19 protein-coding genes and 1 pseudogene are annotated in these 19421 nt (G+C 34.9%); 10 read left to right on the top strand and 10 right to left on the bottom strand.

The window, feature by feature from the left end:
• Positions 1–61: 61 nt before the first annotated feature.
• Positions 62–2893: an excinuclease ABC subunit UvrA gene (uvrA, locus tag CHHT_RS07310; protein ID WP_034963575.1), complete on the bottom strand. Its 2832-nt coding sequence runs from the start codon at positions 2891–2893 to the stop codon at positions 62–64.
• 267 nt (positions 2894–3160) lie between these two features.
• On the opposite strand from uvrA, the gene CHHT_RS07305 reads away from it, so the two are divergent.
• On the top strand, positions 3161–4819 hold the full coding sequence (locus CHHT_RS07305; RefSeq protein ID WP_034963576.1) for an SLC13 family permease: 1659 nt from the start codon (positions 3161–3163) through the stop codon (positions 4817–4819).
• A gap of 226 nt (positions 4820–5045) precedes the next feature.
• Here the strand turns inward: CHHT_RS07305 and CHHT_RS09340 are convergent, their stop codons facing one another.
• Together CHHT_RS09340 and CHHT_RS09335 are read right to left on the bottom strand one after the other, a co-directional pair.
• Positions 5046–5894 carry a flagellin gene (locus tag CHHT_RS09340; RefSeq protein ID WP_438264895.1) on the bottom strand — a complete coding sequence of 283 codons (849 nt, stop codon included), beginning with the start codon at positions 5892–5894 and terminating at the stop codon, positions 5046–5048.
• 227 nt (positions 5895–6121) lie between these two features.
• Positions 6122–6644 (bottom strand): annotated as a pseudogene (locus tag CHHT_RS09335) (flagellin N-terminal helical domain-containing protein); the annotation flags it as partial.
• A gap of 201 nt (positions 6645–6845) precedes the next feature.
• On the opposite strand from CHHT_RS09335, the gene CHHT_RS07285 reads away from it, so the two are divergent.
• From CHHT_RS07285 to CHHT_RS07250, 8 genes are read left to right on the top strand one after another with little or no spacing between them, the layout of a single operon-like run.
• Positions 6846–8102 carry an anthranilate synthase component I family protein gene (locus tag CHHT_RS07285; protein ID WP_034963578.1) on the top strand — a complete coding sequence of 419 codons (1257 nt, stop codon included), beginning with the start codon at positions 6846–6848 and terminating at the stop codon, positions 8100–8102.
• A complete protein-coding gene (trpD, locus tag CHHT_RS07280) occupies positions 8103–9710 on the top strand; it encodes an anthranilate phosphoribosyltransferase (RefSeq protein WP_064019852.1) in 1608 nt (535 codons plus the stop codon).
• Entirely contained in the window at positions 9707–10312 is a 606-nt protein-coding gene (locus CHHT_RS07275; protein WP_034963581.1) for a phosphoribosylanthranilate isomerase, read from the top strand. The genes trpD and CHHT_RS07275 overlap by 4 nt, the downstream gene beginning before the upstream one ends.
• The gene (trpB, locus tag CHHT_RS07270; RefSeq protein ID WP_034963582.1) at positions 10309–11490 is read left to right on the top strand and encodes a tryptophan synthase subunit beta; all 1182 of its coding nucleotides are present in this window, start codon (positions 10309–10311) and stop codon (positions 11488–11490) included. The genes CHHT_RS07275 and trpB overlap by 4 nt, the downstream gene beginning before the upstream one ends.
• Complete coding sequence (trpA, locus tag CHHT_RS07265; RefSeq protein ID WP_034963584.1) at positions 11483–12232, top strand: tryptophan synthase subunit alpha; 750 nt, start codon at positions 11483–11485, stop codon at positions 12230–12232. Before trpB ends, trpA begins: the two co-directional genes overlap by 8 nt.
• Before the next feature lie 49 nt (positions 12233–12281).
• On the top strand, positions 12282–12698 hold the full coding sequence (locus tag CHHT_RS07260; protein ID WP_034963587.1) for a chemotaxis protein CheX: 417 nt from the start codon (positions 12282–12284) through the stop codon (positions 12696–12698).
• Positions 12695–13000 carry a flagellar motor switch protein FliN gene (gene fliN, locus CHHT_RS07255; RefSeq protein WP_034963589.1) on the top strand — a complete coding sequence of 102 codons (306 nt, stop codon included), beginning with the start codon at positions 12695–12697 and terminating at the stop codon, positions 12998–13000. The genes CHHT_RS07260 and fliN overlap by 4 nt, the downstream gene beginning before the upstream one ends.
• On the top strand, positions 12997–13854 hold the full coding sequence (locus CHHT_RS07250; RefSeq protein WP_034963591.1) for a hypothetical protein: 858 nt from the start codon (positions 12997–12999) through the stop codon (positions 13852–13854). The genes fliN and CHHT_RS07250 overlap by 4 nt, the downstream gene beginning before the upstream one ends.
• A 15-nt stretch (positions 13855–13869) precedes the next feature.
• Here the strand turns inward: CHHT_RS07250 and CHHT_RS07245 are convergent, their stop codons facing one another.
• The 7 genes from CHHT_RS07245 to CHHT_RS07215 form a co-directional block, all read right to left on the bottom strand.
• Positions 13870–14436, bottom strand: a complete 567-nt coding sequence (locus CHHT_RS07245) for a hypothetical protein (RefSeq protein WP_034963593.1) — start codon at positions 14434–14436, stop codon at positions 13870–13872.
• Between the two features lie 27 nt (positions 14437–14463).
• Positions 14464–15129 (bottom strand): molybdate ABC transporter permease subunit, encoded by a 666-nt coding sequence (gene modB, locus CHHT_RS07240; RefSeq protein ID WP_034963595.1) that lies wholly within the window; start codon positions 15127–15129, stop codon positions 14464–14466.
• Entirely contained in the window at positions 15126–15977 is an 852-nt protein-coding gene (locus CHHT_RS07235; protein ID WP_034963597.1) for an ABC transporter ATP-binding protein, read from the bottom strand. Before CHHT_RS07235 ends, modB begins: the two co-directional genes overlap by 4 nt.
• On the bottom strand, positions 15974–16348 hold the full coding sequence (locus CHHT_RS07230) for a hypothetical protein (RefSeq protein ID WP_034963599.1): 375 nt from the start codon (positions 16346–16348) through the stop codon (positions 15974–15976). Before CHHT_RS07230 ends, CHHT_RS07235 begins: the two co-directional genes overlap by 4 nt.
• Complete coding sequence (gene modA / locus CHHT_RS07225) at positions 16348–17088, bottom strand: molybdate ABC transporter substrate-binding protein (protein ID WP_034963600.1); 741 nt, start codon at positions 17086–17088, stop codon at positions 16348–16350. Before modA ends, CHHT_RS07230 begins: the two co-directional genes overlap by 1 nt.
• A gap of 147 nt (positions 17089–17235) precedes the next feature.
• Positions 17236–17670: a TOBE domain-containing protein gene (locus CHHT_RS07220; RefSeq protein ID WP_034963601.1), complete on the bottom strand. Its 435-nt coding sequence runs from the start codon at positions 17668–17670 to the stop codon at positions 17236–17238.
• 78 nt (positions 17671–17748) lie between these two features.
• Positions 17749–18537 (bottom strand): TOBE domain-containing protein, encoded by a 789-nt coding sequence (locus CHHT_RS07215; protein ID WP_034963603.1) that lies wholly within the window; start codon positions 18535–18537, stop codon positions 17749–17751.
• A 205-nt stretch (positions 18538–18742) separates the two neighbouring features.
• On the opposite strand from CHHT_RS07215, the gene CHHT_RS07210 reads away from it, so the two are divergent.
• Positions 18743–19420, top strand: coding sequence for an MlaA family lipoprotein (locus CHHT_RS07210; protein ID WP_232051131.1), 678 nt, complete (start codon positions 18743–18745; stop codon positions 19418–19420).
• Position 19421: the final 1 nt, after the last annotated feature.

Genomic DNA, 19421 nt, shown 5'->3' with positions numbered 1-19421 from the left:
AATTTAAAGTGTCATTTTTTAAATTTATCTTGCTATAAAAACTTTAAATTTATCTTGGCTTTTATTTTAAGAGTCCCATATCTTTTAGTTCGTTTTCTAAAAACTCTCCAGTAAATGAGCCTGTTTTTTTATATTTTTTAGCTACTTCAATAGGGGTTCCTTTAGCCACTACTTTTCCGCCTCCAGCTCCGCCCTCAGGTCCCATATCTATCAGATAGTCGCAGTTTTTTATAACATCAAGGTTATGTTCTATGACTATGACTGAGTTTCCAAGATCTACTAAATGATGCAATACTTTTACTAGTCTATCGACATCTGCAAAATGAAGTCCAGTAGTTGGCTCATCAAGCACGTACAAAGTGTTTCCCGTATCGCTTCTACTTAGCTCTTTTGAGAGCTTTATGCGTTGTGCTTCGCCACCGCTTAGAGTGGTTGCTGGCTGACCTAAAGTCACGTATCCAAGTCCGACGTCGCTTATAGTCTTTAGTTTTGCGTAAATTTTCGGTACGGCTTTGAAAAAAGCAAGCGCTTCATCTACGCTCATATTTAAAACTTCGGCTATATTTTTGCCTTTGTACTCTATCTCTAAAGTCTGGGCGTTGTAGCGAGAGCCTTTGCAGATATCACAAACCACGTTGATATCTGGTAAAAAGTGCATTTCTACTTTTATCTCTCCTTCTCCGCTACATTTTTCACATCTACCGCCTTTTACGTTGAAACTAAATCTTCCTATCTTGTACCCTCTGAGTTTTGCCTCTTTTGTAGAGGCAAAAAGCCCTCTTATCTCATCCATAACTCCAGTATAGGTTGCAGGGTTGCTGCGCGGTGTACGACCAATAGGGCTTTGATCAAGGTAGATAACTTTATCGAGATGTTCTAAACCTTCTATTTTTACGCCTTTTATCTTTTGTACTTTTTTAGCTCGGTTTAGCTCTTCAAGAGCAGTTGGAAGTAGAGTTTGGAGTACGAGTGAGCTTTTTCCACTACCGCTTACTCCTGTTACTCCTACTAAATTTCTAAGCGGAAATTTGACATTTAAATTTGAAATATTATTTAAACTTACGTTGCTTATGCTTAGAAAGTCGCTTTGTTTTCTACCTTTATAATAATTTATGGATTTTTTACCGTTTATATAGTTTGCTGTTTGAGTGCCACCTTTTAAAAGTTCTTCGTAAGTTCCTGCAAATACGACTTCTCCGCCATGAATCCCTGCCCCAGGACCGATATCTACGATAAAATCAGCAGCTTCTATAGTTTTTTTGTCGTGCTCGACAACGATTACCGTATTTCCTTTTTCTTGCAAGCTTCTTAATGTTTTTATGAGTTTTAAAGTATCTCTTTCGTGAAGTCCTATGCTAGGCTCGTCAAGCACGTACATTACGCCGCTAAGTCCACTTCCTATCTGGCTTGCGATACGAATTCTTTGGGCTTCGCCGCCGCTTATGGTTCTAGCGTCTCTACCAAGACTTAGATACCCAAGTCCGACATCATAAAGAAAAAATAGTCTTTCGTTTATCTCTTTTAAGATCGGTGTAGCTATCATCTTTTGTTGATCATTTAGATGAGCAAAATTTGAACTATTTCTAAAAAATTTAGTGCAGTCTTCTATGCTCATATCTATGATATCGCCTATAGTTTTTCCAGCGACTTTGACTGCTAAGCTCTCTTGTTTTAGGCGCTTAGCGTTGCATACTTCGCACTGTTTTTCAGTCATATAATCACTAAAATCTTTATCGTCTTTTAAGATCTCATAAGCTATTTTCAAGACACCTTCAAAAGTTTTACTTATCTTATGTCTTTTCCATAAAAAATCTATATTTTTAGCATTTCCGTAAAGTATAAGCCTTTTTTCGTCTTCATTTAGTTCGCCGTAAGGAGTTTTAATATTTATGCCGTTTTGTTCGCAAAAAGCAAGCGTAAATTTATAAAAATAACTCTTATTAAATCCATACATCACTTTTATAGCGCCACCTTCTACGCTGAGATTTTCATCGATGATTTTGTTTAGATCTAAGCTAAAACGGATTCCAAGTCCATCACAACTAGGACAAGCACCTTTTGGAGAGTTGAAGCTAAAACTTAATGGCTCAAGCGTGTTAAATGATATTTTACAATCAAAACAAGCATTATGCTCACTAAAGTGTATAAAGCTCTTTTCTAAATTTAGCTCCCCAGCATTGCTTATATCGATCTCTACTTCACCAAAACTCTCATGGAGTGCTTTTTCGACGTCGCTTGCTATCCTCGAAGAGTTTTCTGGGCTTATGACTACTCTATCTATCACGACTTTTATAGTGTGTTTTTTGGTTTTGCTGAGTTCTATCTCTTCATCCAGTCTCACCATAACGCCATCTATCATAGCTCTTACGTAGCCTTTGTTGGCTAATTTTTCTAGTTCGTCAAAAAAACTTCCCTTTTTTTCACGTACTATGGGAGCCAGTATTGTTATCTTAGCGCCATCAGGAAGCTTTGTGATCTGATCTATGATATCACTTGCACTCATTTTTGAGACGATTTTACCGCATTTATGACAGTGTTGAACTCCGATTCTAGCATATAGAAGTCTTAAATAATCATAAATTTCAGTTATAGTTCCTACGGTTGAGCGAGGATTTTTGCTTGTTGATTTTTGATCGATTGCGATAGCAGGAGTAAGTCCTTCGATATGATCGACGTCTGGTTTTCCTATACGGTCTAAAAACTGTCTTGCGTAAGAAGAAAGGCTCTCTATATATCGTCTTTGACCCTCTGCGTAAAGCGTGTCAAAAGCGAGTGTGCTTTTTCCGCTACCACTAAGTCCTGTGAATACTACGAGGCGGTTTTTTGGTATTTCTAGGCTAATATTTTTAAGATTGTGCTCTTTCGCACCTGTTATTTTTATAGTTTCATTCATAACTCGTCCATTAAATTTAAAATCTGTAATTATATCTCAATAATTTTAATATCAGATTATCTTAAATTTGTTTATATATGAAACTTTATTTGACCTAAAATTTAAAATTTATGTTTAAATTTGTTTTTATAATTTAAATTTAGTGTTACATATCTTCACATTATTATTAAAAAAATTAAAAAATATAAGCAAAATTATACTGATTGATTAAATTTATTGTTAGAATGATATCCGAAATTAATAAAATTATAAAAAGAAGGTGGAATTATGTCTAATCCTAATGTTCCTGTGGATAAAAAGACCAGTACCGTTCAGATTGTCGGTCTTTTTGGTGGTATTTTGGCTGCTCTTTTGGTGTATTATATGATGCCAAGCAATGCCGGAGATATAGCAAACGCTGCGGCAAATGGCAAAAAGCTAAATATAGATGGTCTTCCTATAGTCGCTGCTGTTGCAGTTCTTATGGGTATATGGTGGATGACTGAAGCGATAGCACTTCCTGCTACTGCTCTTTTACCTATGGTTTTGTTCCCTCTTTTAGGGGTTGATAGCTTTAAATCAGCTGCTGCTCCGTACGCTTCAGATACTATATATCTGTTTATGGGTGGGTTCGTTCTAGCTCTTGCTATGCAAAAGTGGAATCTACATACTAGGATAGCTCTTGGTATTGTGTTACTAATCGGAACAAGTCCGCGTCGTTTAGTAGCAGGATTTATGGTAGCGACTGGATTTTTATCTATGTGGGTTAGCAATACTGCCACTGCTGTTATGATGCTTCCAGTAGGACTTTCTGTTCTTCACTTAGTTAGTAAGCTTACTACTGGTAAAGATGATGGTACTGTAGAAGGAGATATGAGACATCTTGATGAAATAGCTCGTAAAGGTACTCAAGGCGGTATCGCAAGTGCTGTTATCCACAAAGGTAAAGATATAGTCGAAGAAGTAAAAGCAAGAACAAGTGCATTTACCTCAAATTTTGGTATTTCTTTGATGCTTGGTATCGCTTATGCCGCTTCTATCGGCTCTCTTGGTACTATCATAGGAACTCCGCCAAATGCACTTCTTGTAGCTCATATGAAAAATGAATTCGGCGTAGAGATCGGTTTTGGTCAGTGGATGATAATGGGTGTTCCTTTAGCCGTAACTATGCTTGCTATTTGTTGGGCCTTGCTTGTTTATTGGTTATTCCCACCTGAGATAGACGAGATACCAGGAGGTAAAGAAATCATTCATGAAGAGTATAAAAAACTAGGAAATATGAGTAGTGCTGAGTGGCTAGTAGGCGCCGTGTTCGTATCTGCTGCACTTTGCTGGATATTCCTTGGATTTATACTAAAAGCATACGGGATAAAAGTAGGTAGTCTTGATACGATCGTCGCTATGAGCGTCGCTGTATTACTCTTTATCATTCCTGCAAACAAAAGCGGAGAGAGACTTATAGACTGGGATAGTGCTAAGAAACTTCCATGGGATATCCTTATATTATTTGGTGGAGGTCTTGCACTTTCTGCTCAATTTAGCAAAACAGGTCTATCTTTATGGATAGGACATCAAGTAAGCGCACTTGGCGTTATGCCGATACTTGTGGTTATATTGATAGTAACTGCGCTTGTTATTTTCTTGACCGAGATCACTTCAAATACCGCTACGGCAGCTGCGTTCTTGCCTGTAATAGCCGGTGTGGCTTTAGGTCTTGGATATGAGGGAAGCAATGTTATGTTATTTACAGTACCTGTTGCACTAGCTGCTACTTGTGCATTTATGCTACCTGTCGCGACTCCGCCAAATGCTATAGCCTACGGCTCTGGATACGTGCGAATCAGCGATATGATAAAAACCGGTTTTTGGTTAAATATCATAGGTATATTCTTGATAACTCTTATAGTTATGACTCTTGGAGTTTGGGTATTTGGGCTATCTATTTAGATTTATATCTTAAATTTATTGCTAAAGTTGTATTTTGCGACTTTAGCACTTTATAAATTTTTAAATTTGCATTAACATTTATAAAGCTATTTTATCAAATTTTGTAAGATAATTTTATAAATTTATAATATCAAAATCAAACTCCAAAGCTCAAAATTTCGCAAATCAAATTTTTAAAAATTTCAAATTTAGCCTAAAATTTTATTTTGAGTTTTGTAAATTAAATTTATCTAAGAAGTCTATCGATTATATCTTTATTTAGCATATTTGCTTGACTTAGTGCATAGCTACCACTTTGTACTAAGATATTTAATTTAGAAAAATTTGCACTCTCAATAGCAAAATCCACATCGCGAATCTGGCTTTCTGCGGCTTTAATATTTATTTGAGTGACTGTTATATTGTTTATTGTAGCAACTAGCTGATTTTGTGCTGAGCCTAAGCTTGATCTTAGCTTGTCTAAATCCTTAAGTGCATTTAGAGCGATATCCATCAAGGTTTGAGCACCTAAATTTGTATTTACGCCACCTGGAAGCTCTAAAATCGTCGGATTTTTCAAGTCAAATCCGCCTATAGCCTTTAGTGTGTGCTCATCAATATTTTTTCTTATTATATCATTTAGGCTAAGTGATACCTTCTCAGCTGTTTGGCTACCGATGATATTTTGAGGATCTACTTTTTGAGCGTTTAGACCGCCGACTTCTGCGCCTTTTATGGTGTTTGTCGTTTCGACTAGATCTAGCGTTGGGGGAAGTCCGTTATTTGACTCAAGATATAATTGCCCAAGTATCAAAACGCTCGTATCATTTTGATTATTTCCTAGAGATATCCCCATAGCTTGAGCATCATCTTTACTTCCTACTTCTATATGGATGGGTTTTCCACCTTCTGCTATCATCGAGAGACGACCGCCGATATTTGAGGCTTTTACGCCTGTTGTGTCTGATTTGGCATTTATAGCATCGATTAGGACATTATCTGGATCGCCTGTTTCAAATTTGATATTTGTTCCTATTAGTTCGCCGTTTATTTTTAGGCTTTGGATGCTGTTTTGAAAAAATTTAGTTCCAAACATCAATGCATCACTAAGAAATTCATTTTTTACCTTTGCTTTTACACCTGTTTTGTCGCTATAAGTGTTGATTTTATCAACTATCACGCCTAAACCATCATTTAATATCTCTTTGCCTGAAATAGGCTCAAATTCGATCCCTTCTAAAAATCCAGGCACGGCATCTAGTTTCATTTTAAAATTAGCCTTTTCAAAATCTTTATCTTTAAAAACTAGCGAAGAAGTAGCTAAAAAATGCGTATGACCTATGGCTTTTGAGTGTGTGTTTTCGATGCTTAGCTTGACTGTTTCGTTGCTATAAGCACCGATTTGAAATTGCTTATTTATGAAGTTACCATTTAGCAGTTTTTGTCCGTTGAAACTTGTGGTGTTTGTGATATTATCTAGCTCATCAAGTAGCCTTGAGATATCGCTTTGGATGGCTCTTCTAGACTCAACATTTTAGCTGTCATTTGCAGCTTGGATGGCTTTTACTCTTATTGTATCTATGATTTTTATCTGCTCGTCCATAGCCTTATCAGCTGTTTGAACTATGCCTATGGCGTCATTTCCGTTTCGTATGGCTTGGTATAATGAGTTACTTTGACTTTTTAGACTATCGGCGATATACATTCCAGAGGCATCATCGGCCGCACTTTGTATCCTAAGACCAGAGCTTAGGCGACTTATGGAGTTACTGAGATCTTTTTGATTAGACTGTGCATTTAACGTAGCTGATAGGCTAGCTACATTTGTATTGATTCTAAATGCCATCTTTGTATCTCTTCTCTCCCCCCCCCCATTTTTTTTCACAGTATCTTAAATCTACTCTTCTAAATCGGATATTTTGCTTAAAATTTTATAGAGAATTATAAATTTTTGTGATTTTTTTATTTCAAATTTAAAACTATACTTTAAGATAGACAAAGAAAAAATTATGTATAATATTTTTTTAAAAAAACTTTTGGAGCCAAAATGCTTTTACAAGAACCAGTTGTTTATCTTAAAGAGATATTAAATTTGTACCCAAACTCATATCTAGCAGAAGATGAGTTACAAACGATCATCGGGATAGACTGCGATTATATTTACGGTGATGACTTGCAAAAGCTAAAAACTGCTTACGAAAATGGCAATAAAATTTGTGAATTTGCAGGGCTTTTTGGCGTGATGAGTTATGAAGTCGTACATAAATTTGAGATTATCGGTGAAAAAAAACCTATGTTTTACGATTTTCCGACATATTTTTATGCAAATGCAAAAGCCTATTTACACTATGATAAGCAAAGCAAAATTTATAGTTATTACGGTGAGGGCGAGTATTTTGCAAATTTAGAAAATGTAAAACCAAAAAAATACACAAACAGCGAAAGATTTTACCATATAGATACTGATTTAAACGCCGAAGAAACACACTTTAAGAATTCTATAAATTTAGCAAAAGAATATATAAAAAGCGGAGATGTTTTTCAAGTCGTACTTAGTCAGACTTTAAAATTAAGCTCAAATTTAGATCCACTTGAGTTTTATGAGATATTAAAAAGACAAAATCCAAGCCAATATATGTTTTATTTTCCTACTCCTTATGGTGTGGTTACTGGAAGTAGTCCAGAGCTCATTATGCAGATAAAAAAAGATGAGATTTTTGTAGCTCCTATAGCAGGAACAAGGGGACGAGGCAGTGATGCAAACGAAGATGAAAAACTAAAATTCGAGCTTTTAAATGACGAAAAAGAACTTGCCGAGCATAAGATGCTCATAGATCTAGCAAGAAATGATATAGGTAAATTCGCTAAAAAAGGTAGTGTAAAAGTCAAGAATCCTATGCATATAAAGACTTATGAAAGTGTTATGCACATAGTTAGCGAAGTGTATGGCACAAAGCGTGAAGACAAAAGTGCGTTTGATGTTTTGAGTATAGTTTTTCCAGCAGGTACGCTTAGTGGAAGTCCGAAGATCAGGGCTATGCAGATCATAAACGAACTAGAAGGTTCCTCGCGTGGAGTGTATGGCGGAGGGCTTGGATTTTGGCATTTTAACGGCGATGTTCAGATGGCTATACTTATTCGTTCGGCTATATTTGTTCCAAAAGGTAATGGCGTAAACGACGTATTTGTTGGTGCTGGAGCAGGTATCGTGTACGATAGTGTTCCTAAAAGTGAGTATGAAGAAATTTGTAAAAAACGAAGAAGTTGTGTAAAGATTTTTGAAGAAGCTTGTAAGGAAATTTAGATGATTTTAATGATCGATAATTATGATAGTTTTGTGTATAACATCTATCAATGCATTTTAGAAACAACGGACGAAGAGGTAAAGCTAGTCAGAAATGACGAGCTTAATATAGAGCAGATAAAAGAGCTAGGTCCTAGTAAGATCATCTTAAGCCCTGGACCAAAGCATCCTAGCGATAGCGGTGTGTGCTTAGATATCTTAAAAGCAGATCTTGACATTCCTATTCTTGGGGTTTGTCTAGGACATCAAGCTATCGGGCTTGTTTTTGGAGCTAGTATTAAAAGGCTTGAGCTTCCGCTGCACGGTAAAAGTAGTATGATAAAAGTAGTAAAATCAAATAAGATTTTTGATGAACTTCCTAGCGAATTTAGCGTTATGAGATATCACTCGCTTTACGTAGATAACGTACCTGAATGCCTTGAGATATCTGCTGTGAGTGATGATGGCGTCATAATGGGTTTGAAGCATAAATCAAAGCCTATATATGGAATTCAGTTTCATCCTGAGAGTTATTTTACAGAGTATGGAAAAAAGATCATAGCAAATTTCGTTAAGTTAAATAAACCACAAAATACCGAGAAAAAAGAGATAAGTTTTGCTCCGTTTATGACGAAGTTGCAAAAAAAATTCCCACTAGAAAGCAAGGATTATGAGATAATCTGTAAAGCATTGTACGATAAAAATTACGATATAGTTCAGCTTGCTGGACTTTTGGTTTTGATAAGCGAAAAATCCTTATATCCAGATAGTCTTGCCGCTCTTGTTAAAAATATACTTAAATACTCTATTACTTATAGCGATAGTGCGCCGATGTTTGACATCGTAGGCACTGGTGGTGATAAGCTAAAAACTATAAATATATCAACTACTGTAGCTTTTATACTAGCTAGTATGGGTGTTAAAGTCGCAAAACACGGTAATAGGGCTATCACTAGTAAAAGCGGAAGTAGTGATGTTTTAAGTACTCTTGGAGTTCCTTTAGAAAGCGATATCGCAGTTCTTAGAAATTTAACGCAAAATCAAGGTTTAGCGTTTTTTCATGCACCGTTTTTTCACAAGATAACAGCCGAAGTAAAAGAAGCAAGAAGTAGGCTTGGTATAGGAACTGTGTTTAATATACTAGGGCCTCTTTTAAATCCAAATTTAGCTCTTAGCAATCAAGTAGTTGGAAATTACCTTGAAGACGTAAACGGTCTGATAGCAGCCACTCTTTTAAATTTAGGTAGAAAACATGCTCTTGTCGTGCACGGTATGGACTCTATGGACGAGATAACGCTTTGTGATGAGACGCTCATTCATGAAGTAAAAGACGGCAAGATATTAGAATACAAAATAACCCCTGAGCAGTTTGGTTTCAATAGAGCTTTTCACGCTGATATCGAAGGTGGAAGTAGCGAAGAAAATGCTAGTATTTTAAAAGCGACTTTGCGCGGAGAAAATTTGGGTGCTAAGAGCGATATAGTTATGCTAAATGCAATGTTTGCACTCTATGCGGCAGATAAGGTTAAAAGTCCGTTAGAGGCAAAAGATCTGATAATAGACGCTTTAAACTCAGGTAAAGTATGGAACTTTTTTAAAGAATATATAGAGGCTTGCAAAAGCAAATGAAGATAAAAATTTGCGGTATCAAAACCATTAGTGAAGCTAAAAGCGTTTGCGAGTGTGAATTTGATGGCGTTAGAGTTGATTTTATCGGGCTTATTTTTGCAGATAGTAAAAGAAAAGTTAGCGTAGAAACTGCGAGAGATATAGCAAATTTGGCTCATAAATTCGGCGTAAAAGCCGTAGGAGTTTTTTCTGGGATTAAATTTGATGAGATAGCTAGCATAGTAGAATTTGCGAATTTAGATGTGGTTCAAATTTATGAAAAAGTAGAAGATAAAACCAAATTTGGTTGTGAGGTTTGGCAGGTTTTTAGCGTAGGGGAGAGCTTGCCAAGCTTTGAGGGAAGCTATGATAAGATCCTTTTTGATACAAAAGGCGCTAGCAAAGGCGGAAACGGTGTCAAATTTGACTGGGATTTACTCCAAGGTTTGGACGCTCGGTTTGGACTAGCTGGTGGGATCGGCGTGGAAAATTTAAAAGACGCGATGAAACTTAAACCAAGTTTTGTTGATATAAATAGCCGCATAGAAAATGAGTTTGGTTTTAAAGATATAAAAAAAGTATATGAAATTTTGAAAATAGTTAGTTTAGGAGATTTAAAATGAATGCAAAAGCGTATTTTGGAAAATATGGTGGTCAGTTTGTCCCAGAAACTGCGATGAGTGCACTTATAGAGCTAGAGAAGGCTTATGAGGGTATAGCAAATACTAAAGAATTTAGAGATGAGCTAGACGCTCTTTTAAAAGATTATGTAGGTAGACCAAGCCCATTGTATCATGCAAAAAGGCTAAGTGAGCATTACGGTCATGAAATTTATCTTAAGCGTGAGGATCTAAATCACACAGGAGCTCACAAGATAAATAATGCTTTAGCTCAAGCATTGCTCGCAAAAAAAATGGGTAAGAAAAAGGTTCTAGCTGAAACAGGAGCCGGACAGCACGGAGTAGCTACTGCAACCGCAGCTGCGCTTTTAGGCTTAGAGTGCGACGTATATATGGGTGAGTGCGATACTAAAAGACAGGCACTAAACGTGTATAAAATGGAGCTTTTAGGTGCAAAAGTAGTTAGTGTAAGTGATGGACTAGGAACACTTAAAGAAGCTACTACCGCAGCCATTCAAGCATGGGTAAATGAGATAGAAACAAGATTTTATGTTATAGGCTCGGCAGTTGGTCCTCATCCTTATCCAAAAATGGTAAGAGATTTTCAAAGTGTGATAGGACGCGAAGCTAAAGCTCAGTTAAACGAAAAAGGTATAAAGCCAGATTACGTTGTAGCTTGCGTAGGCGGCGGAAGCAACGCGATAGGTATATTTTCTGCATTTTTAGATGATGAGAGCGTAAAGATAATAGGCGTAGAAGCAGGTGGTTTAGGAGCAAACACTCCTTATCACGCAGCTACTCTTACAAAAGGTGTTGATGGCATAATACACGGTATGAAAACAGTAGTTTTGCAAGATGAATACGGAAGAATCTTGCCTGTTCATAGCATAAGTGCCGGACTTGATTATCCAGGAGTTGGACCAGAACACGCTCATCTAAAAGATGTGAGAAGAGTAGAGTACTACGCAGTGAGTGATGATGAGTGCATAAATGCTCTTAAGCTTTGTACGCGCTTAGAAGGTATAATCCCTGCTATAGAAAGCTCACACGCTTTAGCTTATCTCGAGAAATTATGTCCAAATTTAAAAACAAAATCAAATATAGTAGTAAATGTGAGTGGCAGAGGCGATAAAGATATAAACACCATAATGGAGTATAAAAAAGGAACGATCTATGGATAAGATACGAAAAGCTTTTAGTGACAAAAAAGCGAATATAGGTTATATAGTTGCAGGATATCCAAATTTAGAATACACAAAAGAGTTTTTAAATTTACTTGATGAGAGCTGTCTTGATATCATAGAGATCGGAATCCCATATTCTGATCCTTTGGCTGATGGAAAACTCATAAGTATGGCAAGTTTTGAGGCTTGCCAAAACGGAGTTACTACAGATAGTGTTTTTGATATGCTTGGAGGCGTAAAAACTAAAAAAGCGCTCGTTTTTTTAGTCTATTATAATCTAATTTTTGCTTATGGAGAAGATAGGTTTTTAGCCAAAGCTAAAGAAGTAGGCATAAGCGGTTTGATAGTTCCTGATATGCCTTATGATGAGAGCGGTGAGTTTTTCGCAAAATGTAAAGATCTCGGACTTTGTTTAGTTCCTCTTGTGAGTGTGACTTCGCAAGATAGAATCGCTAAGATACTTCAAAATGCAGATGGATTTGTATATGCCGTAGGTGCTCTTGGGGTTACTGGTGGTAGAGCTACCCCAGAAGATAGGCTAAAGGATCTGATAGAAGATATCAAATCAAAAACCAAACTCCCTGTGGCGATAGGATTTGGCATAAAAACAAATGAAGACGTAAGACGAACTAAAAAATATGCCGATGGAGCTATAGTGGGAACTAGCATAGTTGAATTACAAGGTAAGCTTAACATACAAGAGCTAAGTAATGCTATAAATGATATTTTTAAAGATTAATTTACGAATTATTATGTATAATAAATAAAAAAGCTTTAAGGAAACATCTATGATGGACGCAGTTTATGAGGCTACTAAGCACTTTTGCAGCGATGTTTTGGGTTTTAAGTTAGAAAACGGATCAAAACTAGGAGATAATGTTTATGGCGCTAGTATTCCAGTGCTTGACGGTAGCGACGAATATCAATTTTATTTATATTTTAAAAAAGATACGCTAAATTATTTTGCCGAAGTACTTTTAAACTCAGATGATTCATCTCAAGTAGATTTAGCTGATCTATGTAGAGAAGTGGCAAATCAGATCATAGGCTATGCTAAGAATTTACTAAATGAGCAAGGTAAAAAGTATAAATTAGGAACTCCTGAGTTTTTGGGTAAAGTAGAGTCTTTTCCTGTAGAATTGATCGAATACAGACTTTTTAAAATGAAAAACCGAACATTTAAGATAGGTTATAAAAAAGCATGAGCGAAGAAGAGCTAAGCCCAAATGGTCTATTTCACGGATATGACGAGCTTTTAGACGTCGGAGTGAATTTTATAAGTGAGTTAGGAACGACAACTATAAGTGTACGTGAACTGCTAAAACTAGAAGTAGGCTCTGTTATAGATCTTGAAAAACCTGCGGGTGAGAGCGTAGAGCTTTATATAAATAATAGAATTTTTGGCAAGGGCGAAGTAATGGTATATGAAAAAAATTTAGCTATTCGTATAAATGAAATTTTAGATTCAAAATCAGTTATCCAATATTTCAAAAAAGAGTTACTATGAGATTTTTACTTTTACTTTTTATTTCACTGCCTATTTTTGCTTCAAATTTACTTACTTATAATATTTATGAGCGCGGAGATCGTGTAGATATCATGCTTAGCTTTGACTCTGCTTATGACGGTTCTTTAAAACAGCAAAGTGGGAATGGTGTAACAGATTTACTTCTTAGCGATCTAGTGATAGATAATGACATTGATAAAAGTATAAACTCAGATATTATCCAAAATCTTTTTATAACTACGACTGCTGATAAAACAGCCACTAAAGTAGAGCTAAAATGGAATGAGCCAATAAGCATAACCGCTTCAAAAACAGCGGATAAATTTGGACTTAGAATCAGAGTAGCAAAACTAAATCAAGCTATCAAAACTGTTATACCACCAAATATAAAAACCAAAGATAGTACTAACGCGAGCTATGATATAGACTCAAAATATATAACCGTAATTATCATTTTATTTGTGTTACTCATAGTGCTATTTTTTGTTAAAAAAATGATCATGAAACAAAAAATTGCAGCAAATTCTCCATTTACCGTTAGTAAAGGAACTCCTACAAAAAAACAACAACCTGTGAAAAATAGTTTTGTTCCAGTAGGCGATGGAGTTGAAGTTTTATATGAAAAGAGTTTGGATGAGACAAACAAAGTTGCGCTTTTAAGCTTTGAGGGCAAAAGATATCTGGTTTTATTTGGTAGTTCAAACGTTTTGTTGGATAAATTTGGAGAAGACAAAATCAAAGATGAAGAAGATTTTGAAGTCTTTTTTGAAGAAAATAGACAAAAATTAGGTAGATATCTAGAAGATAGAAGAAACTCACTAAATAGTTATAAGGATATGATGAGCAAGGACTGATAAAACTATCCTTGCTTAGTATCCGTTTAAGATTTCTACTACTTTTTTAGCTATCTTATCGTTGAAATTAGACATAGTGCGCTCTTTTGAAAAGTCTATTTGGGATTTTTCGCTTTCTAAATTTAAATTTGTAGAGTATGTATTTTTGTTTTTTATGGTTATAAATAGTGAAATTTGGGCATCATAATAATACTCTTTATTGTAAAAATCGTCATTAAAAGGATCAGTAGAGTATAAAAGGCCAAAGCTTCTGCTCCTATAATGTCTGCCAAAACCAAATCCCATATCCATAAGCATAGTAGGTCTTGAAAACGAATTCTTTCTAAAAAAATTAATACAACCTTTGATATTTATATCGGATAATTCTTCTTGTGTTATGATATATCCGTTTTTTATCAATTCGAATTTGACTACTTCTGTTAGGTTACCTTCATTTTCGTTGAAATTTACGTATACTTTTTTGCCCACTAGATTTTCGTCTATATAGATAGCTGAGGTTGTCGACATATAAATTTCTTGAGCTTGATTTGCACAGCCTATAAGTCCAAAAAATATCAAAATGCAACATAGTATTTTTTTCATTTTTTGCCTTTTTTTATGGCAATTATACTACAGTTTTGCTATTTTTTGGTTAGTTGCAAAGACTATTAATAAGACAGAAAAACTGATCGCAAGCATTATACCTGAATAGATATGTGCTAGATTATAATCTAAAAGTTCCACTGCTTCATATATAGCGATACTTGCTACTTTTGTATCTCCATCTACGCTTCCACCTATCATCAAAACAACGCCAAATTCACCGAGCGTGTGAGCAAAACTAATGATAAGGGCACTTAAGATAGAAGCCTTTATATGGGGCAAAACTACAAAAAATAGAGTTTTAGCGCGTCCTTTTCCTAAAGAATAGCTAGCTTCTATGAGCGAGTTTGGCATAGATTTAAATCCAGCTGACATAGGTTGAAATACAAATGGAAGCGAATATATACAACTAGCGATTACCAGACCAGTAAAATTAAATACTAGTCTTATATCAAAGTTTTTTTCAAAAAATTCTCCTAAAAAAGAGTATGGAGAGAAAAATATCAGCATGTAAAATCCAAGCACCGTAGGAGGTAAAACAAGAGGCAAGGAAAATATCGCTTCTATCACTGATTTAAAGCGGAAATTTACTCTAGCCATAAAATACGCAAGCGGAGTAACCAAGCAAAATAGTATAGTAGTCGAAATAGCCGCAAGTTTGAAAGATAGTAAAAACGGTGTCCAGTCTATCATTTTATAGCCTTCAGTGATATTTTAAAAGCTTTTGCGCAAGCTAGTGCGTAATCGCCTATGTTTAGACCTTCTAGTTCGTTTTTCGTAAGAACTATCTCGCTTATCTGTCCTGCGATCTCGACTATGGCCACGTATACCGTGTCTCTTTTTTGGATATCTAATATTTTAGCATGAAAGCTAAATTTTTGTGAGCCTGATGATTTTAAAAAGATCTCTGCTGGAGTTCCATATCTAGCGATCTTGCCATCTTCTAGTTCATAAACTATGTTTGCTAGTTTATAAATTTCGCTTACGTCGTGACTTACTAAGATAGTAGTCATTTTAAATTTATTGTGGATAACAAGCAGATAATCTTGCAATTTTTGTCTTATCGCGTTATCTAATGCAGAAAGTGGCTCATCAAGTAGCAAAATATCTGGTTTTCGCATTAGCGCTCTTGCTAGTGCAACACGTTGTTTTTGCCCGCCAGATAGGCTATTTACATGGTCATTTTTGTGAGCTTGTAATCCAACAAGTTCTAAGAGTTCATTTGCTAGATCTTTATCGTTGTTTGCAAATAAGAGGTTTTTTAAGACGTTCATATTTGGAAATAACGCATAATCTTGAAATAAATAGCCGATATTTCTTTTTTGTGGAGGCATAAACACTGTTTTACTAGCGTAATATATAGAATCTTTCTTTATCTCTCCGCTATCTGGTTTTAAAAACCCGGCTAATAGCCTAAGAAGTGTGGTTTTACCGCTACCGCTTTTTCCATGAAGTGCGACGAAATCGCCACTTTTAATCTCAAGATCCGCATCTAGGGTAAATAGATCGTTTAGTTTCTTTTTGCACGATATTTTTATCATAGAATTTCACTTATATAAAGAGATGTTTCGCCTAGTATTACGTAGAGTTCATCTTTGATTTTATGTATCAAATTTGAGCTTATCATAGTATCAAATTTAAAATCATTTACTTTTAAATTTATGACAGATATCAACTCTCCTTTTTCTACGCTTTGCACTTTAGCCAAAAAGCAGTTTCTAGTACTTATATCTGGATGCTGAGTAGACAATATCAGATCGCTACTCTTAAATCCTAGCATAACTTCTTTGCCATTTTGTATATACTCATCTAGCTCAAGGCTTAGCATATAAAGTTCGCCAAGCTCTGAGCTGAGTTGTATCTCGAATAAATTTTGATGTGTTTTTATATTTAAAACGGTTGCTTTAAACATTAAAAATCATATCCGTATTTTTTAAATATCTCTTTACCTTTACTACCTAAAATAAAGTCATAAAATTCTTTGGCAAGTGGATTTTTATCACCATTTTTTAGTACTACTATGCCTTGATCGATAGTTGTATAAAGTTTGCTATCTACTAAAACAAAGTTTTCGCCTTCTTTATACTCTTTCATCTTTGGGCTATACATAGAGCTAGCAGCTACAAAACCGACATCGCCAGCTTTTAGAGTTTGACTAAGAGCTTCGCCGATACTTCCTGCTTCGATGATCTTATCTTTTATAGCATCATAAATTCCTGCATTTTTAAAAGCTTCAATGCTAGCAGTTCCATAAGGTGCGGTTTTTGGATTTGCTATTATGATAGTTTTGACTTTTGGATCTTTTAATACTTCTAAACCTTTGCTTAGATCAAATCCTCTTACGCTTAGCATAGCGACTTTACCTTTTGCATAAACTACGGCTTCTTGTGAAGCAAAACCGTCTTTGTACAAGCCGTTTGCAAAATCCATATTTGCGGCCATAAATACTTCAAAAGGAGCACCATTTTTGACTTGAGCTACTAGTTTTCCGCTAGATCCTAAGCTTACGTTTAAATTTGCATCTGGGTAAAGCTTTTTGAATTCACTTTTGATATCATCAAACGCATAAGTCGTATTTGCCGCAGCGGCAATGTTTAGTTCGCTAGCATAAGAAACTAGTACAAACGAGATGAGAAGTAACAATTTTTTCATAAATTTTCCTTTAAGTATGATATTTGAACTTTATATTTACAAATTAAATTATAACGATGTTTTCTATATATAAATTATATATTTATATTTTATATAAGCCATCAAAATAGGTGGTAAATAAGCAAAAAGCTTACTTGCTCATAACGCCTATTTATTAACGCCGATAAGAATGTTGCTAGCTTTTATCAGAGCTAAAACTTCATCTCCCATTTTTATATCTAAATTCTTGACTGATTCATTTGTGATGATACTTGATATCTTGTGGTTTGATCTTGTTTGGATAATGACTTCTGCGTTAACAGCGCCAAGTTTGATGTCGCAAACTTTACCTTTTATTTTGTTAGCTGCAGATATAAGTAGATCTTTTTCATTAGATACTTTTCCAAGTATTACGCTAGAAGCTTTAAATATAAAAAGAACTTTTTTATTGACGGTTAAACCTAGCGCTTCTTCGCTTTGTTCTGTGATGATAGCTCTTAAATTTTCACCTTCATCAAGTTTGGCTATAATTTCTGAATTTACTGCGCCTCTTTTGACTTCTGAAATCTCAACTAAAAGTTGATTTCTCGCGCTTAATTGCATACTTTGCTCCTTGTAAAATTAATTGCGTTTGAATTATATCATAAAATTTAAATTATAATTTTATATTTAGTAAGATTTTTACGCTCCTACTAAAATATCGTTAGCCTTTATCATCGCAGTAATGTTATCTCCAACGCTTATCCCCATATCTGCGGCTGATCTATTTGTGATGATAGATACTATCTTTTGATGTTGTCCGATCTGTACACAAATTTCCGCATTTACGCTACCTAGCTTCGCTTCTAAGACTTTACCTTTTAGTTGATTTTCAGCAGATATTTGCGTGCCATCAAGCTCATCTTTTGAAAGTATAACGCTTGGAGCTTTAAACAAAAATAGCACTTCTTTTCCAACGCTTAGTCCTAGATTTTGCTGACTTTCTACAGTAATGTTGGCTTTTAGTGTTTCGCTACTACTTAGCTTTGCTGTGATCTGTGAGTTTACCGCGCCTGTTTTTATGTCTGTTATAGTTACTAAAAGTTGATTTCTCGCGCTTAGTTTTATATTCATTTTTGCAAGTTGCATTATAGTGTTTTCGTTTATATCTTCATCTTTGCAGATCTCATCTAAAAATGCTTTTTGTGCTTTTAGTATGGCATCATAAGTTTTTATTAATTTTTTAGCATAATCACTTAGTTCGCTACCGCTATTTTTTCTGTTCCCACTTGCTCGTACTATCAGAGGAAATTTTGATTTATTATTTAAAATATCTAAACTATCCCAAGCATTTTTATATGAAATATCCTCTTCTTTAGCTGCTTTTGTTATGCTTTTTGTTTTATCTATCGCTTTTAAAAGTTTGATATGTTTTGCTAATAATGCAGTGTCGCCTTCTAAAAATAGTGCTAGGTTGATATCGGCTTTCATCAATTCCTCCTAAGTGAATTATATGTAAAAAAATATATTTAATCCATAGATTTTATATTTTAATAATAAATATTTTTTAAATTTTATATACCGGTTTTTGCTTAAGTTTTTATTTATAAAACATAAAGCTTATATTTAGTAAAATCATAAATTTAGAAAATTTAGTTAGGATCAGATGAAATTATCCATTATTATTTTAATTTTTATGAGCAGTTTGTTTGCTAATGACATATCATCGTTTGAGAGCGAGTATGAAGAACAAAGCGACTTTGATCCGCTTAGCGGGTACAATAGAGTTATGACAGATATCAATGATGTACTTTATAAAAATCTATTTATACCTGTATTTAAAGGTTATGACTATGTTATGCCAGATGAGGGACAAACTGCTATTAGCAACTTTTTTTATAATATTTTGTACCCTATAAGACTTATAAATAATCTTTTACAATTTAAATTTAAAAACGCCGGCGATGAAACTCTAAGATTTGTAGCAAACACTATAGTCGGTTTTGCAGGTATTAGTGACGTAGCTACAAATATTTATGGGATTAGAAAGCACGATGAGGATTTTGGTCAAACGCTTGGATACTGGGGTATGGGAAGTGGATTTCCAGTAGTTTTGCCAGTACTTGGACAATCAAATTTAAGAGATATGTTTGGACTAGGCGGGGATTATTTCACAAATCCTATCAACTATATGAATGTTTGGTGGGCAAAAGATAGCAAATTTATAAACTTTAGCACGGCAGTCTTTATGCAAATAAACGAAGAATCTCTAGATCCAAATAGATATATAAATTTAACAAGCGATGCTATAGATTTGTATCCGTTTATCAAAAATGCATATGAACAACGTAGAAATGCACTAATAAAGGAATGAA

This window comes from Campylobacter hyointestinalis subsp. hyointestinalis (assembly GCF_013372145.1).
In the GTDB taxonomy this organism is placed as follows: Bacteria; Campylobacterota; Campylobacteria; order Campylobacterales; family Campylobacteraceae; genus Campylobacter; species Campylobacter hyointestinalis.
Note: the sequence above shows the minus strand (reverse complement) of the source record. Positions and strands in the feature narration are given on the sequence as shown.

What these genes read in the sequence shown, in the direction of transcription:
- CHHT_RS07275 (WP_034963581.1), top strand. Translation starts at nt 9,707, where the DNA reads ATGAAGATAAAAATTTGCGGTATCAAAACCATTAGTGAAGCTAAAAGC.
- CHHT_RS09340 (WP_438264895.1), bottom strand. Translation starts at nt 5,894, where the DNA reads ATGTTTGGAACTAAATTTTTTCAAAACAGCATCCAAAGCCTAAAAATA.
- fliN (WP_034963589.1), top strand. Translation starts at nt 12,695, where the DNA reads ATGAGCGAAGAAGAGCTAAGCCCAAATGGTCTATTTCACGGATATGAC.
- CHHT_RS07260 (WP_034963587.1), top strand. Translation starts at nt 12,282, where the DNA reads ATGATGGACGCAGTTTATGAGGCTACTAAGCACTTTTGCAGCGATGTT.
- CHHT_RS07215 (WP_034963603.1), bottom strand. Translation starts at nt 18,537, where the DNA reads ATGAAAGCCGATATCAACCTAGCACTATTTTTAGAAGGCGACACTGCA.
- CHHT_RS07235 (WP_034963597.1), bottom strand. Translation starts at nt 15,977, where the DNA reads ATGATAAAAATATCGTGCAAAAAGAAACTAAACGATCTATTTACCCTA.
- CHHT_RS07210 (WP_232051131.1), top strand. Translation starts at nt 18,743, where the DNA reads ATGAGCAGTTTGTTTGCTAATGACATATCATCGTTTGAGAGCGAGTAT.
- CHHT_RS07230 (WP_034963599.1), bottom strand. Translation starts at nt 16,348, where the DNA reads ATGTTTAAAGCAACCGTTTTAAATATAAAAACACATCAAAATTTATTC.
- trpB (WP_034963582.1), top strand. Translation starts at nt 10,309, where the DNA reads ATGAATGCAAAAGCGTATTTTGGAAAATATGGTGGTCAGTTTGTCCCA.
- CHHT_RS07305 (WP_034963576.1), top strand. Translation starts at nt 3,161, where the DNA reads ATGTCTAATCCTAATGTTCCTGTGGATAAAAAGACCAGTACCGTTCAG.
- trpD (WP_064019852.1), top strand. Translation starts at nt 8,103, where the DNA reads ATGATTTTAATGATCGATAATTATGATAGTTTTGTGTATAACATCTAT.
- modA (WP_034963600.1), bottom strand. Translation starts at nt 17,088, where the DNA reads ATGAAAAAATTGTTACTTCTCATCTCGTTTGTACTAGTTTCTTATGCT.
- trpA (WP_034963584.1), top strand. Translation starts at nt 11,483, where the DNA reads ATGGATAAGATACGAAAAGCTTTTAGTGACAAAAAAGCGAATATAGGT.
- uvrA (WP_034963575.1), bottom strand. Translation starts at nt 2,893, where the DNA reads ATGAATGAAACTATAAAAATAACAGGTGCGAAAGAGCACAATCTTAAA.
- CHHT_RS07250 (WP_034963591.1), top strand. Translation starts at nt 12,997, where the DNA reads ATGAGATTTTTACTTTTACTTTTTATTTCACTGCCTATTTTTGCTTCA.
- modB (WP_034963595.1), bottom strand. Translation starts at nt 15,129, where the DNA reads ATGATAGACTGGACACCGTTTTTACTATCTTTCAAACTTGCGGCTATT.
- CHHT_RS07245 (WP_034963593.1), bottom strand. Translation starts at nt 14,436, where the DNA reads ATGAAAAAAATACTATGTTGCATTTTGATATTTTTTGGACTTATAGGC.
- CHHT_RS07285 (WP_034963578.1), top strand. Translation starts at nt 6,846, where the DNA reads ATGCTTTTACAAGAACCAGTTGTTTATCTTAAAGAGATATTAAATTTG.
- CHHT_RS07220 (WP_034963601.1), bottom strand. Translation starts at nt 17,670, where the DNA reads ATGCAATTAAGCGCGAGAAATCAACTTTTAGTTGAGATTTCAGAAGTC.